Raw genomic sequence first — 15,869 nt, forward strand, 5'->3', positions numbered from 1 at the left:
CTTTTGAGGCCAATTATCTTGGAAATGTTGATTTTCAAGGTGAATCGGGTAACGAAGTTATCATCACCAGTGCTACAAAAAGCAATTACATTTTCAATATTTCTCCCGGTGGTTTTATTGCAGCCACCCACACTATGTTCAGCAGCATGGGAATAGATGGAATTCATTTATTCAGCGGCGCTTACATTGATCCTGACAAAGCGTTCACCGGTTGTACTTTTACAAATGGAATAACCGGCGGAGTGCTGATCACCTGGGATAATGGCGCCGAGGTGATCGTTCACGATGCCATCTTCCCCGAGAACACAACTGGTTGTAGCTTCAACGTAAGGAAAACAACCAATAGCGGTCAGGTCTTTTTTGATGAAGCCACAGGCCCATTTTCGGGGGCTGCTTTTGAGGATGATCCTTACTCGCGCATTGACTGGGAATACATTCCGCCATTCCTTATTCCATTCACCGAAGACTGGTCTTCGGCATCATTGGCTACCCATTATTGGGTACCGGAAAGCACCAACTGGCAAATTTCAGGTACCATAGGAAATCCGTCACCAACAGCGTTTTTCAGATACACCCCCAGAATTTACAATTATTCAGTACCCATGAGAAGCCACCTGATTGATGGAAGTGAATTTACCGGAATCTCGGTAAAATTCGACATCAGGTATGTAAATTATAGCTCTGCCACCCTCGAACAATTGAAGGTTCAGATTGTGCATAAAAATGGGGATTTCATTACATTGGACACCTACAACAACAGCGGCGGCACATTTGGTTTTGTTACCAAAGAATTCGATGTATCCGCTTTTGCCGACGGCGAAATATTCTATCTGCGGTTTACTGCATTTGGAGAAGATTCCTGGAATATTGACGGATGGTATATTGACAATATCCAGGTTTCGGGCATTCTACCAGCTCCGGGATTGCTTAAAGGGGTGATTACCAGCTTAACAACCGGATTGCCAATAGAAAATGCTGAAGTCACGATTGATGGGACAGCCTTTTCAGCGCTGAGTGGCACAACCGGATACTACTCCATATCTAACATTCCGAAAGGAGTTTATAGTGCTACTATCACTGCTTCTGGTTACGAACCAATGACTGTCGCAGGGATTGAGATTCTTTCGGGTGTATCAACAGTGAGAGACTTTACGCTTGAGCCCATCCCACCGTCTTATTGCACCGAAAATCTTTATTCATTTGGTTGCACTGAAGGTGATGGATTTGACTATTTTGAGCTCCGTGATATTGTCAACGCCTCCTCAGGGTGCAGTGAAAACGGGTACGGCGATTTTACCCTGATAATCACCGATTTACCTCGGGGTTATGCCTACCCGGTATTTTTCTCTTCTGAATACACCGATCAGTATATCTCGCTTTGGATTGATTTTAACGACGACTTTGCGTTTAGTGCAAGCGAGAGGCTACTTACAGATTTTGTACTTGCTAATGCTTTTGAAATGTACCAGACGAACATCTTTATCCCCGGAGATGCCCCAACCGGCCAGCACCGGCTTAGGATTCGTTCGAACTGGGACGAAACCTCCACCGATCCCTGCTCCCAATATCAATACGGTGAGACAGAGGATTATACGATCTCAGTTACTACCGGTGTGCTGACAAGTTCACTTTTAGCAACCGTGACCTCAATTGCAAGTGGTGCACCGGTTGAAAGCGCAATGATAGAACTAACAGGGACCGAATGGATCGGTTTTACCGAGGAGGAAGGGATTTGCATCTTGCAGTGGATTATCCCCGGAAGCTATGATATCCAGGTATCTGCTTCTGGCTTTGAAACGATTACACTGTATGATCAATATCTTTTTGGTGGCGAAACAACAGCATTGGAATTTGAGCTGGAACCATTACCAGCGCTAACACATACCATCAGTATTCCCGCCGGCTGGAGCGGCTTGTCAAGTTACATTTACCCCGAAGTGACCAATCTCGAAACCTTATTTGCTCCTGTGGTTGAAGACCTTATCATCCTGAAATCGCTCACCGGGATGTATTGGCCTTCGCAAAATATCAATACACTGTTAAACTGGGAGCACCACGGCGCTTACATGATCAAAGTGGCTGAGGATATTGAATTCACTTTGACCGGTGATGCCGAAACCAACCACACCTGCTCCCTTATCGAGGGTTGGACAATGTTGCCTGTAGTGTGCAACCACAATCCGAACACCGAGAATCTTTTCTTTCCCGCGCTGGATAATCTTTTGCTTGTGAAAGAGATTGCCGGAACTGGCATCTACTGGCCGGCAATGGGCATCAACACCCTGCCGCAGCTCCAGATGGGCAAAGCTTATATGGTGAGGACAATGGCTGCCTGCAGCGTTACCTTCCCTGTAAATATCGAAAAAACAGAAATCGCAGTTAACCCAAAAAATCCCGTCAGTTGTGAGCTGTGGGAAAATCCTGTTCCAGGCGCCAGTTCTCACATCATCGCCATCCCGGAATCAGTTTGGACATCCAACGGTATTTCGGATGGCGATTTTATTGGCGCGTTTACTGCGGGTGGGGATTGTGCAGGATTGGCTGCACTAAACGGAACAACTGCACTGACAGTTTTTGGCGACGATCCAAAAACATTAGCCACAGAAGGATTTGCTGATGGTGAAACGATGAATTTCAAAATTTACCGACCGTCCAACATGAGTGTGTTTGATGTGGAAGTTGAATTCGAAACAGCTTACCATAACGGTCAGTTCAACCCACTGGGAATCTCAGTGGTCAATGGGATGAAAGCTATTTCAACCATAGCAGACAATGGAAAACTGACGCCACTTGTTTACCCAAATCCAACTTCAGGAAAAATTCAAATCACCGGAATTGCTTCCCCTTCAACAATACGAATTCACAATAACCGGGGGGAGGAAATTATGCAACAGATTGCTGTACAGCCTGAAACAGAATTTGACCTTGGTCACCTTCCACCAGGTATTTACCTGCTGCAAATCACAAACACATTGGGCATTTTCAAACAGAAGATAGTCGTTCATTAGCTTTGTTAGGTTTAAAGCTAAAGCCCCGCAATTTAGCAAGAGCGGGGCTTTTTGTCTTTTTATTGAATTTAATGAGCCAAATGGCATCATCTTCTAACTCGCTATCCTGAGTTTTGATGACAGTGGTTTTTAAGTACATGAACAAAAAGCAACCTGAAAACAATAAAGTTGAGATTGAGGAAACCAAAATCAGAGCGGCTGTTTTTTTAATATACTATTTTTGCTTTCAGTTAGCCAGACTACAATGAACATAGAAACCATGATCGAAACCGAACGATTGATAATACGGCCGCTCACCGGCAACCAGTTGGACAGCTATATGCGATGCGACAACTCATTGGAAATTGAGCTCAACCTCAACCTTAACCTCAATCCTTCACAACGCACCATCCCGGCTGAGTTACAGGAAGCCCTCGAACAGGTCATTCTCCCCGCTGTGGCAGATAAAGAGAAAAATTACCTATTCTCGACACTTTGGACAATGATCCTAAAAACCGAGAACCGGATGACTGGCGACTTGTGCTTTTACGGCGAACCCAATCCCGAAGGAGAAATTGAAATTGGTTACGGAACCTACGATGAATTTCAAAACCTAGGCCTGATGACCGAAGCGCTGTCCGGCATGATCCGCTGGGTGCAGACCTGTCCCAATGTCCTTGCCATAACGGCCTCCACCGAAAAAACCAACCCAGCCTCCTTTAGAGTGCTGGAAAAGAATAATTTTATCAAAGTTGGCGAAACCGAAACAATGTGGAAGTGGAGGAGGGTGGTGAGGAACTCATAAAACAAATAGTATCATAGGGAACATAAAAAAACACATCGCAATTCGTGAATGTGCATTTCTAATCTTACTCCCCGTACTTCAGAAGAAACTCGGGGTTGATGGCTTTGAAGCTGACGCGGTTGTTGTGGAGGTTGTTGTCGGTCAGGCCAACGTCGGTGATCTCCCGCAGCGGCCTGATGACGATACCTTCGGCCCACACGTCGGGACAGAGGAGGCTTTTGATGGTGGCGCGCCGGATGATGGCTTCGATGTCGTTTTCGAGGATGTAATCGGTAGCGACCACGGGAACCATCGGCAATTGCAGCGTTTCGATAAGTTGTTTCAGTTCGTAATAGTTCAGGTACTTTGCTGTGTCAATCTCGAAAGCATTGAAAACGACGATTGTTTGTCCTCTCAGCCTCAGTTTGTTGCTTTGTATCCCTTCGCCGATCAGTTCCCCCTGCAAGGCCATGTTTTTGCCGAGTGAGCGCAGTTTGTTTTCGATGTCAAGTTCCCGGGCTACCTTCCAGAGGCTGTTTTCGTCGTCTTCGAGCAGTTCGAGGTTGCGGCTGGCCACGCCAAATTCGTTGTTGTTCAGGTAGTAGGTCACCGAGCTGCCGTCCACCTTTTCGGTGATGTAGCATTTTTCGCCTTTGTATTTGTCGAGCACGTCCTGCAACACCTGCACCCGCGTTTCGTCGGTTTTGGGGATAAACCACGGGAATTTGCCTTTGACGGTTCCGCTCAGGTAGGCGGGGATCGGGGGTTCGTATTTAATAACCCCGAGCGCCGCGGTGCAATCGGCGTCCTCTTTTATCTCAAAATCTTCCGGCAGTATGGAAAGCGGAAAGCAAATGCCCTGAGATATCTGGCCGCGCAGCCTGATGGTTTTTATCCTCATTCCCCGCGGTTTCAAAAACTCAAATTCGGGACGGTCGGGCATGATGCTGTCAATTTCGCAATACACGGCGAGGTCGCCCACATGGTAATCGCCTTTTTTCACCACCAGTTGCCAGCCCAGCACGGTCGCCCGTTCGATGGCGTCGGCGCCTTCGATCGGGTCTAACGCTTTGATTTTTTGGATACTTGCTAATTTTCTCATGGTTGATTGTTGTTAAGCCATTGATCTCTTTTTAGGTAAAAGAGAAATCAATGGATACCTGGTGCTCAGGATTTAAGTTTTTCATTCAACCCGACATTCAGCGGGCGTTTGGGGTCGCCGGCCAGGTGCAAGGTCTGGGTGGGGAATGCAAAATCAATTCCTGCGGCGTTGAAGCGCCGGATGATTTCGAAGTTCACTTTTTCGGTAAAGGCCATATAACCCCAGTAATCCGGCGGGTGATACCAGTAAGTTACCTCTAAATTAAGCGAGGTGGAGTTGAACTCGTTGAAATAGACGCGCGGTGGCAGTTCCGGATTCATTCCCTCATGGTTATCAAGGATTTCCTTGAGGATATCAATGGCTTTCTGGATTTTTTCGGGTGGTGTGTCGTAGGTGATCGTGATGTTGGCGAGCCTTCGGATAAAAGGGCGCTGGCCGATATTACGGATTGTCCGGTTGGCCAATTCTCCATTGGGGATGGTTACCACATGGCCATCGAGAGTTCGGATGTTGGTGCTTCGCAGCCCGATGGACTCGATGGTTCCTTCGTGCCCGTCAACAGCTACCCGCTGACCAATTTCGAAGGGCTTATCTCCTGCGATTACAAAAGAGCCGATAAAATGCTTCAGGGTGTCCTGTGCCGCCAGTGCAATGGCCAAACTACCAATTCCAAGACCGGCAATGACAGTGGTGATGGGTTTATCGTACAACACCTGGAAAATCTGCAGGATTACCATAATGATTACCGAAAGCCTCAAGGTTTTGCGGATCACCGGGATAAACATCCGGTTTACGGAGGCTTTTTCCTGCTTGTCAACCATTGTGGCGAACCACACACCCGGCACATCAATCAATTGGTATATAATATATCCTATCGAAATAACAATCAGAATCTTTTTAACAGCAACCAGTGTTTCATGGTATTGCTCGGGAATGAGCAGGATGTTGCTTCCAATTACAAGCCCGATGACGACGAGGAAAAAGGTAACGGAATTGGCAATGGCGCCGAGAAAGCTTGCATAAACCGGGTTTTCGGCAAGTAACTGCCTGTTCGATGCTTTTTTGGTGAGATACCGGACCAGTTTGCCAACAAGAAAAAGAACCAATATCAGCGTAAACAAAGTCAGATAACGCTGCCAGGCAAGATCGCTGGTGGCTATTTGAAAACCAGAGAGAAAGTTATCCATTGCAAACATGTTTTATCATTTTGTTTGGGAGGTAAACGATTTAAAGCTGGGGTTATTTTTAATTGAGATAGTATCCCCTTGCGCAGTACTTAAGCTTGTCATCTCGTGTTGCAATAATGGGCAAGTTCAAGACAACCAAATCACAAATGACATACAAGTTCAAAAACTTTAATTTCTGACTTTTACAACATTGTCCTTTGGTATTTAATTATAAATTTGCCGGTAGATTATTAGAAAAAACATATCAATCTTAGAGGCTAATTCTGAAAATGAAAATATGAGTACGGCAAAAATATCCATACGATTTTTTGACGACCGCGAAGTTCGTGCAGTTTGGGACGAAGATAACGCCAGGTGGTGGTTTTCGGTGTTGGATATTGTTGCCGTACTCACCGACCAAAACGACTATTCTAAAACACGCAACTACTGGAAATACCTTAAAGCGAAGTTAAAGAAAGAAAATAGCCAAGTGGTTAGTGTTACTACCCAGTTGAAATTCCTTGCACCGGACGGAAAAAAGCGTTTAGCCGATATGTTGGATTACAACGGCATTATTGCATTGGGCAAAGAGTTTCCGGGCAAAAAAGCAAACCGGTTTATTGAATGGTTTACTTACAGTGATGAAAGCATAGACGGAAAAAGTAAAACAAAAGCGTATGCCTTGTTTGATAGTTCGTTTATAAACAGTATTGAAGTTGGCACCACCAAAGGCCTTCAGCAAATTCATGCATATTTGTTTGGCGGCTTGTATGATTTTGCAGGACAAATAAGGCAAAAGAACATTTCAAAAGGGGGTTTTCAATTTGCCGTATCACGTTTTTTGGGCGAAACATTAAATCAAATAGAAGCAATGCCCGAAACTACATTTGACGAAATCGTGAATAAATATGTTGAAATGAATATTGCACACCCGTTTATGGAAGGCAACGGCAGAAGCACTCGGATATGGCTGGATCTGATGTTGAAAAAACGCCTGAAAAAATGTGTAGATTGGAGTAAAATTGGCAAAAGAGATTACATGAATGCGATGATGCATAGCCCAGCAAACAGCAGCGCGCTGAAAAAACGGTTGAAAAACGCCCTAACCAACAAAATCAACGACCGCGAAATGTTTTTGAAAGGAATCGACTATTCGTATTACTACGAAGAAAATGACTGAAATAAAAATATTTTGCATAAACAGAGCAACAGGATAGCCAACTCAAAATATTCAATATGCCAATCGTGTTGGAATTGGTTATTTAAAGTCCCAGGCATTAAATTATACTTCAACAGACAGACAAATACTACTGGCCAAATTTCCAACCGAAAGGATCGCCATTAGAGAATCTACCGGTTGTTAATCTTTCATCCACTCGAACAGCCGGTATCGGTTTCCATCCATCCCCATATTCTCGTAAACTTTTGATGCAGTGTGGTTGTGATGGATCATATAAAGGCGTATGCCGGATATCTGATTGTTATGTTCGACCAATGATTTTACATGGTTGTACATTTTTCTGAAAACGCCCTGCCGGCGGAATTCCGGGATCACATACACCGATTGCAGCCACCAGACCTGCGAGTTGCGCCAGTCGCTCCATTCGTAGGTCACCATCTGGCTGGCGATGATCCGATTGTTGCATTCAGCTACAAAGTAACGTCCCAGGTTGGGATTGCTGAAAACGGCGACTACCCCGGCGTTGATCATAGCCTCTTCCAGTTTTACATTTTCAGTTTCCGTAGCCATAGCAATCTGGAATCCCGCAATGGTTTCCCAGTCGGAAGGCTGTGCCGGGCGGACGGTTATTTCCATTTTTTTATTCTTTTCCATAAAAATAATCTTTGTCGTTTGCTCGTTTGATACCTGTTTGTTTTAGGTATAACTAATTTTATTAATTAACTTACTACTTGCATAAACTCCCCCTCGTGGGGAGTTTTTTTTTATGCCTGGTTTTGTGTTTCAACGTTTTATTTTTTAATTAGTGACTGCAAGAAAACTCTTAATGTTGACAATCATTGTTTGCCCCAACCCTAAAAGGAGCAATGATTTTCAACGATTTACTCCCTTTAGGGTGGGGTAATTAAATCGTTGAAAATCATATTCAGGGTGTTTTCTGGCTGTCACTAATCAATGCATCATACATGATCTCAATCGGGTGAAATGCTTTACGTCCGGTTCCGTCTTTGATCTGGTGACGGCAGGAGGTTCCGGGTGCAGCTATGATGACTTCTTCGGGAGTTTTGCGGATCGCTGGGAAAAGCACCAGCTCACCCACCTGCATCGAAACATCGTAATGCTCAGCCTCATAACCGAATGAGCCGGCCATCCCGCAACAACCCGATTTAATCTCTTCCACTTCAAAATTTGCAGGGAGCGACAACATTACTTTTGTAGGTGCGATGGAAGCCAGCGATTTCTGATGGCAATGCCCGTGCAGCTTTATTTTCTTCGAATCGTTAGTGAATTGTTCAGCAATGATCCGGCCGGCATTTAGCTCGCGTTCAAAAAACTCATCAAACATCAGTGCATGCTTGGCCAGCCGGCGTGCATCTTCTTTTAAAGACTGATCAACCAGGTCCGGGTATTCATCCCTGAACGACAGTATTCCGGATGGTTCGATACCGATCAGCGGGGTTTCTTGAGTGATCAGATTTTTAAAAACTTGTACGTTGAAGTTGGCCAGTTGCTGCGCTTTTCTGACCAGCCCCTTCGAGAGGAACGTCCGCCCGCTTTCCTTATGCCTGGCAGTCTTTACGGTATAGCCAAGCCGCGTCAGCAACTCCACCGCTTTGATCCCGATTTCGGTGTCGTTGTATTCGGTGAATTCATCTACGAAAAGATAAACTGACCCTTTGGTTTCAATTCCGTTTTGTAATCTGGTAAGATTTTTTTGCAGCCAGTGGTTTAGCGTAAATCTGTAAAGAAGGGGAATACTGCGTTTTGGGGCAAATCCGAGCATTCGCTTTAGCAATCCGGATGTAAATCTGTTGGTGAAGAAAAAGTTGGTGAGCCCCGGAATGATCATCCCAAGCCGGTTGAGCGATGAAATGTAGGCGATGGCGCGGGTTCGCAGCGGGATGCCGTGCTCGTCGTACCAGTGCTGGAGGAACTCGGCTTTGTACCTGGCCATGTCAACGCTCGAAGGGCACTCGGATTTGCACCCTTTGCACGACAGGCAAAGGTCCATCACATTGTAGATTTCCTTGTGGTTGAACGGGTTATTTTTCGGGGAATGGGTGAGGAACTCACGAAGAGTGTTGGCGCGGGCGCGGGTAGTATCGTTTTCGTTACGGGTAGCCATATAGCTGGGACACATCGTGCCACCGACAATCTCCGTTTTCCGGCAGTCGCCCGATCCGTTGCATTTTTCCACTGCCCGCATCATGCCCATGTCGGCGGAGAAATCGAAAATTGTATTGACTTCCCTGGTCATCTTTTCCGGCTCATAACGCAAGCTGGTTGTAATCGAAGGAGTATCGGTAATTTTTCCCGGATTGAAGATATGATGCGGGTCCCATGTGTTTTTTATTTCCTTCAGCAACCGGTAGTTATGCTCGCCAACCATGAGCGGGATGAACTCTCCGCGAAGCCTGCCGTCGCCGTGTTCTCCACTGAGCGATCCCCTGTATTTTTTGACGAGTAGGGCGGTTTCGCGGGCGATCATGTAAAATAGCTTTAAATCCGCCGTTTTCTTCAGATCGAGGACGGGTCGCAGGTGCAATTCGCCGGTGGCGATGTGGGCGTGGTAAACAGCAGTAAGGTCGTATTTTTTGAGTAGTTTTTTAAATTCAGCCAAATATTGTGGCAGCAACTTCGGATTAACCGCTGTATCTTCGACCAGCGAAACCGGCTTTGCATCGCCCGGCATGTTGGAAAGCAGGCCAAGACCAGCTTTGCGCAATGTCCACACCCTGTTAATATCAGTTCCGAAAATGACCGGAAAGTGATAACCATAACCGGCAGCTCTCATTTCGGCCTCCATGGCAGTGGCAATGGTCAGGATTTCTTCTTTCGTTTCCCTTGCAAATTCGATAATCAGGATGGCGGCTGGATCTCCTTGCACAAAGAACCGGTTTTTGGCCTGCTCCAGGTTATCTTTGGTTTGTTGTAAAATGATATTGTCCATCAGTTCCACCGCCCCTGGCTTATGGTCTAGTGCGATCAAATTGGCCTCGAAAGCTTCTTCGAGGGTTTTGAAATGCACACACACCAGCCCTTTCGTTTTTGGAGGCAGCGGCACCAGGTTGAGTTTTATTTCGGTAGTAAAAGCCAACGTTCCCTCTGAACCTGCCAATAACTTGCAGAAATTGAATTTTTCGTTGCTTTCGATAAAAGTCTCTGCCCTGAGCAGAAGATCAATGGCATAACCGGTATTTCTTCTGCTAATGAGGGGATCGGGATATTCCTGATTTATTATATTCCTGTTGGCCTTTGGCGATAAAATCCCGGCAATGTTGCGGTAAATCTTGTTTTCAAGCCGATTTCCAACCTGTTTTTTTTCAAATTCCTCTTTGGTTAATTCTCCAAAGACAGCCTCTGTTCCATCACTCAAAATCACTTCCAATTCAAGGGTATGATCACGCGTGCTGCCATAGATCAGCGAATGAGCGCCGCACGAGTTGTTTCCCACCATACCGCCAATCACGCACCGGTTTGAAGTACTTGTTTCGGGACCAAAAAAGAGCCCGTAAGGTTCAAGGGCAATATTCAGTTCGTCGAGCACCACACCGGGTTCCACGCGCACCCAGCGTTCTTCAGCATTAATTTCGATAATCCGGTTCATGTATTTGGTAATGTCTACCACTATACCGTTGCCCACCACCTGGCCTGCCAGCGAAGTGCCTGCGCCGCGGGGGATGAGCGGGATCTGGTGCTCTCCGGCAAAAAGTACCAGTTTACGGATGTCACTTTTATTTTTTGGACGTATAACAGCCACCGGCATTTCGCGATAGGCCGAAGCATCGGTGGCATAAAGGATTCGGGTGGCGTTATCGGTGAACAAGTCACCCTCAAGGGTTGGTTTGAGTTTTTTGAGTTCGATGAGTGCTGTTGATCTATCCATGAAATAATGCAAATTTTAGCTTGTAAAAGTACAAAATTAACTATTGGAGGCACTATAGGTTATTATCGATCAATGATTATGTCAGCCATTTAAAAAGTTAATTTTGCAGCAATCCATGAAACGCTTAAAAAACCTGCTAAATGTTACCGATCCAGGATTTCTGGCTGCGAAAAGAAGCCTGAAAACGCTCCTGGCGATCTTACTTTCGCTGATCATTTATTACAATCAGCCAAAAATGGCCTTGCTGGCAGTGATTGCCGCATTGCTTTTCAGCCGTTCGCAAACCGGAACTACCATCGAAGAACGTAAATTCACCATGGTGCTCACGGGTTTACTGATGACCATGCTTTCGGTGCCGGTTTCGCTGATTTCAAACGATGAACCGCTCTCTGTTGCCTTTGTCTTTCTGTTTGCCTTTTGTGTCTTTTTCTTTATCGGGCTGAAAATGATTCCCGAGTTTCCGGCCATTGTCATCTTGTCGCTGAGTGTTGTGGAAATGGCATTTTCACATACCGTTGGGTCAGGGCTGAAATATTCAGGGCTGTTTCTTTTGGTTACCGGCCTGGTCTTCATCCTTCATTTCCTGGTTTTTCCTACCCGGCCGCGCAGGCGGCTGCAGCTGCAAACCGGCTTTATGTTGCAAAACCTGGAACATCATTTTCATATCATCACCAACACTTACCCTGACCTGGACACAGCTATTGCTGCAAACCAGGAAAGCAGCGCCAAAGTTAAAAAGTCGCTGAATGAGTTCCGGAGGCTTTGGCAGTTGTTTCGCATTTCGGCCACCTCAGAGGACACGGATGAAGGGCGTTTGATGAAACTTTCGCTTTCTGCTGAAAAAGTGTTCGATTACCTCGTGATGCTTTGGCAATTCAGAGCTGGGGCATGGAAATCGGCACTTTACAGGAAATTAATCCTCGAACAGCCACTGGTCAGCGAGATTTTCAATGCCATAATCACATCGCTGCACCCTGAGACCTGCGGAAAAAACAACGAAGTGCTCAAAGGGCTGTCCAATCAGATCGAAATAGTGCGGAAAGAGTATCTGGCGAAATTTTCCACTGATTCGGACAAACCAGATCCGGAAGAGTGGGAAGCTGTCCTTAATACGTTGAAAACGCTGAATGCCATGATCTCGGAGCTCATGCTTTTTCGCCCTGATATGACCATTGCTGTTCCGCATTTTTCGATAAAAACCAAATGGAGTAGTTTCCTCGCCGGGCTAAAAGAAATCCCGTCAAAGCTCAGGTGGAAAAATGCTGCTTTCCGGTTTGGGTTGCGATCGGCGCTGATCATTGGCATTGCCCAGGCTTTTTTTAGGTATGTTGAACCGGAGTATGGCTACTGGCTTGTGCTTTTTGCCGTGCTGCTGATCAGGCCTAACCTTGGAATTTCCATTAAAAACGGCCGGGACCGTCTGTTGGCAACCGTGATCGGGGGTGCAGCAGCTTATGTCTTCTTACTATTCATTCCTGTCGAAGGTATTGTATTTTACACGGCATTGTTCATCGCCGTGTACCTGATGGTTTGGTTTGCCAATCTTGACAAGCCTTTCCTGATGGTTATTGCGCTCACATTTCTGATGATCAGCGTATTTACCATGCTTTATTCGGGCAGCGAACAATTGATTTTACTCAGGATCATCTACACTGCCGGTATTGTCCTCCTGGTTATTGTTGCATCCTCGCTGCTCTGGCCCGACCGTGCCCGCAAAAAGTTGGCAGCCACATTGGCCGGCACACTCGAAAAGGAGCGGGATTACTTTATACTGATAGTCAATTCATTGGGTTCCACTGAAAATTTGTCAAAAAAAACTGCCCTCAGATCATCCCTGGATTCCCAGTTGAAAAAACTTGATGTGGTCATGGAAGCCTCTAAAAGTGAAGTATTACAGGTGAAAACACTCTCGCACGGGATAAAAATCCGGATTTACATCAAAAGGTTGCTCAACACCCTGCATTCCCTCGACCTGAATACCTCCCCAGAAAAACCTCTGCATGATTTCGGTGAAATGGTGCAGGTAATCGAGAAATTTGCAGCCAAAGTCAGCCAGGCTTTCGACTCACTAATTTTGGCGCTGAGGACCTTATCCTATCCCGAAAATTTTCCTGAATTGGAAAATGAACTCGCCTCAATCATCCATCATTACCGGTTAATCAATAGCATCCGGCGGGAGGGAGGCAGTGAATTGCTCGACCATTGGCATCACACGGCCTTCCTCTGGAACCTCAAACCCCTGATTAACGAACTTGAAGGGATCAGGAAGGAAATCCTTCAGAAAATGAACGGGTTGTAATCACTAACCTGGATAAAACTGAAACTACTCCGTAGGAGTCCTGTGGACAAAATACAATCAACAAATCTCAAATAAAATTCAATGTCCAAAGGATCAAAAATCCAAACATTGAATAAGGATATTAATATTGAAGTGAAGAGTTTCGTATTTAAATTCTTGGAATTTAGTATTTATTTATGTTTTGGAATTTGTCATGTGAAAATTCTGCCAAAAAAAGCAAGAAATTAAAAAATAAAATATTAAAAGGGCAATCCTTTCAGGTTGAAAAGCAGAAAATCGGTCATTTTCCGGTACAGATGAAAGCGGGTATTCTGACCGGTGTAAATGCCGTGGTTGGAATTGGGATAGACCATCAGTTCGAAATCCTTATCCGCAGCTACCAACGCTGTGATCAGGTCGTAGGTGTTCTCAGGATGAACGTTATCGTCGGACATGCCATGGATGAGCAGGTATTTCCCTTTCAGTTTTTCTACATGGTTAATGGGTGAGTTGTCGTCGTAGCCATCCGGATTTTCCTGCGGTGTGCGCATGAAACGCTCGGTGTAAATGTTGTCATAAAACCGCCAGTTGGTAACAGGCGCTACAGCAATGGCCACATCGAAAATGTCGGCGCCCTTGGTGATGCAGAGCGTTGACATATATCCGCCGTAACTCCAGCCAAAAACACCGATTTTGTCAGCATCAACATACGGCAGGGAAGCCAGGTATTTGGCCGCCTCAATCTGGTCAATGGTTTCGTATTTTCCCAATTGGAGGTAGGTCATTTTCTTGAACTCCTCACCCCTGAATCCGGTGCCGCGGTTATCTACCGAAACCACCATGATCCCCTCCTGAGCAAGGTACTGTTCCCACATTTCGGAGGCAAAACTGTTGCGGACGGTTTGCGATCCCGGCCCGCCGTAAATGGTGAAAAGGACAGGATATTTTTTGTTGGGATCGAAATGATGCGGCATGATCTTCCAGGCATTCAAATCAACACCTTCAGATGTGGTAATGGTAAAAAATTCTTTTGAAGAAAGGCCATATTCCCGGCGTTTTTCGATCAATCTGCTGTTTTCGGCTAAAACCCTGATTTCACGTCCATCACGGCCACTGTTGACTGAATATACCGGGGGCGTGTTAGCATCGCTGTAGGTTTTGATGAAGTAGGTGAAATCCGTACTGAACTGCCCGGAATTCCATCCTTTGTCGGGGGTGAGCAGCTTTTTCCCTTTGCCATCAAATCCAACAACATAGATATTTCTTTCGAGGGGAGAGGCTTCGGTTGACTGGAAAAAGACCTTTTTGTTTTTCTGGTCAATGCCTAGCACATCAGTAACCTCCCACTTTCCGCTGGTGATCTGGTTGACTTTACTTCCGTCAAGGTTATACAGATACAGGTGGTTAAACCCGTCCTGCTCGCTCTTGATAATGACCTCTTTGCCATTTTCCAAAAAAACAATGTTGTCGTAATTGTTCTCGTCGAGGTAGTATTTATTCTGCTCGGTGTAGTTCACGCGTGATTTACCTGTGCTTGCGTCAGCCAGCAGGATTTCCAGTTTGTTTTGCAGCCGGTTGACCCGGAAAATAGCAAGTGATTCAGGGTCTTGTGTCCATCGGATGCGGGGAATGTACTGGTCGGTCTCGGTTCCCGTGTCTAAGGTGATTGTTTGCCCACTTTCGAGGTCATACATGTGAACTGTAACGATAGAGTTGTTTTCGCCTGCTTTAGGGTATTTGTAACGGTGGTGCTCAGGGTAAAGTTCGCCATAATTGGTCAGCCACCACTCTTTCACCTCTGTTTCATCGAAGCGCATGAAGGCGATTTTTTTACCATCCGGCGACCATTCAAAGCCTTTGGTGATGGCAAATTCTTCCTCATACACCCAATCGGTTGTCCCGTTAATAATATGTCGGTCTTTGCCGTCGAAGGTGATCTGTTTTTCCTGCCCTGAAACCAGGTCTTTGATAAATAAATTGTTTTCGCGCACAAAGGCAACCTTTGTAGCATCCGGCGAAAAGTCGGCCAACCCTTGTTTTCCGTTTTCCGAAAGTTTTGAAAGGTTGCGGATTTTACGGTCAAATACAAAATAATTCGACCTGGAGGAATAGCGGTAAATGGGATCGGTGTCGGTGGCGAACAGGATTTTTGATTCGTCGGCGCTGAACTCATAGCCCCACAATGGGATCGGAACAGTGTCGCCGGCTGGGATCAGTTCGGACGATGTAACAATGACTTCTTTCAGTTCGCCGGTCTCGTAACTGTAGGCGTTGATCGAGTCTGTTTTTAGTTGGGTGAAGAGTTTCCCGTCATTCATCGGGTTGAGTCCCTGCATTCTTGCTGCAGAGAATTCGCGTGATTTGAAGATCAGGTCGAGGGTTAACTCTTTCTTTTCAGTTTGAGCCTGGAGGTTGACCAGGATTAATGCCGCAATCAGAAGTGCCAGAAGTCTTTTCATTGCTTGTGATGTTTAGTGTTAATTTTG

Annotated in this window: 9 protein-coding genes; 4 read left to right on the top strand and 5 right to left on the bottom strand. The window is 45.8% G+C overall.

From position 1 onward, the window contains the following. Both IH598_10800 and IH598_10805 read left to right on the top strand, forming a co-directional pair. Positions 1–3,008 (top strand): carboxypeptidase regulatory-like domain-containing protein (locus tag IH598_10800; protein ID MBE0638997.1); only part of this gene is annotated, 3,008 nt, incomplete at its 5' end. 259 nt (positions 3,009–3,267) lie between these two features. Beyond that, positions 3,268–3,792 carry a GNAT family N-acetyltransferase gene (locus tag IH598_10805; protein MBE0638998.1) on the top strand — a complete coding sequence of 175 codons (525 nt, stop codon included), beginning with the start codon at positions 3,268–3,270 and terminating at the stop codon, positions 3,790–3,792. 64 nt (positions 3,793–3,856) lie between these two features. Here IH598_10805 and IH598_10810 read toward each other — a convergent pair whose 3' ends face one another. Both IH598_10810 and IH598_10815 read right to left on the bottom strand, forming a co-directional pair. Beyond that, positions 3,857–4,873: an RNA ligase (ATP) gene (locus IH598_10810; GenBank protein MBE0638999.1), complete on the bottom strand. Its 1,017-nt coding sequence runs from the start codon at positions 4,871–4,873 to the stop codon at positions 3,857–3,859. A 65-nt stretch (positions 4,874–4,938) separates the two neighbouring features. Then, complete coding sequence (locus tag IH598_10815) at positions 4,939–6,060, bottom strand: mechanosensitive ion channel family protein (protein MBE0639000.1); 1,122 nt, start codon at positions 6,058–6,060, stop codon at positions 4,939–4,941. 277 nt (positions 6,061–6,337) lie between these two features. Between IH598_10815 and IH598_10820 the strand changes: the two genes are divergently transcribed. Next, entirely contained in the window at positions 6,338–7,219 is an 882-nt protein-coding gene (locus IH598_10820; protein MBE0639001.1) for a Fic family protein, read from the top strand. Between the two features lie 180 nt (positions 7,220–7,399). Here the strand turns inward: IH598_10820 and IH598_10825 are convergent, their stop codons facing one another. Both IH598_10825 and IH598_10830 read right to left on the bottom strand, forming a co-directional pair. After that, on the bottom strand, positions 7,400–7,855 hold the full coding sequence (locus tag IH598_10825; GenBank protein ID MBE0639002.1) for a GNAT family N-acetyltransferase: 456 nt from the start codon (positions 7,853–7,855) through the stop codon (positions 7,400–7,402). Between the two features lie 289 nt (positions 7,856–8,144). Further along, positions 8,145–11,105, bottom strand: a complete 2,961-nt coding sequence (locus tag IH598_10830; GenBank protein ID MBE0639003.1) for an FAD-binding protein — start codon at positions 11,103–11,105, stop codon at positions 8,145–8,147. Positions 11,106–11,220: 115 nt separating this feature from the next. Here IH598_10830 and IH598_10835 point away from each other — a divergent pair, with 115 nt between their 5' ends. Beyond that, entirely contained in the window at positions 11,221–13,404 is a 2,184-nt protein-coding gene (locus IH598_10835; protein MBE0639004.1) for an FUSC family protein, read from the top strand. Between the two features lie 239 nt (positions 13,405–13,643). Here IH598_10835 and IH598_10840 read toward each other — a convergent pair whose 3' ends face one another. Then, the gene (locus IH598_10840; GenBank protein ID MBE0639005.1) at positions 13,644–15,842 is read right to left on the bottom strand and encodes a S9 family peptidase; all 2,199 of its coding nucleotides are present in this window, start codon (positions 15,840–15,842) and stop codon (positions 13,644–13,646) included. Between the last annotated feature and the right edge of the window lie 27 nt (positions 15,843–15,869).

This window comes from Bacteroidales bacterium (assembly GCA_014860585.1).
GTDB lineage: Bacteria > Bacteroidota > Bacteroidia > Bacteroidales > 4484-276 > RZYY01.

Coding starts and splice junctions, on each gene's coding strand:
- IH598_10805 (MBE0638998.1), top strand. CDS start 3,268: ATGATCGAAACCGAACGATTGATAATACGGCCGCTCACCGGCAACCAG.
- IH598_10825 (MBE0639002.1), bottom strand. CDS start 7,855: ATGGAAATAACCGTCCGCCCGGCACAGCCTTCCGACTGGGAAACCATT.
- IH598_10830 (MBE0639003.1), bottom strand. CDS start 11,105: ATGGATAGATCAACAGCACTCATCGAACTCAAAAAACTCAAACCAACC.
- IH598_10840 (MBE0639005.1), bottom strand. CDS start 15,842: ATGAAAAGACTTCTGGCACTTCTGATTGCGGCATTAATCCTGGTCAAC.
- IH598_10815 (MBE0639000.1), bottom strand. CDS start 6,060: ATGGATAACTTTCTCTCTGGTTTTCAAATAGCCACCAGCGATCTTGCC.
- IH598_10810 (MBE0638999.1), bottom strand. CDS start 4,873: ATGAGAAAATTAGCAAGTATCCAAAAAATCAAAGCGTTAGACCCGATC.
- IH598_10835 (MBE0639004.1), top strand. CDS start 11,221: ATGAAACGCTTAAAAAACCTGCTAAATGTTACCGATCCAGGATTTCTG.
- IH598_10820 (MBE0639001.1), top strand. CDS start 6,338: ATGAGTACGGCAAAAATATCCATACGATTTTTTGACGACCGCGAAGTT.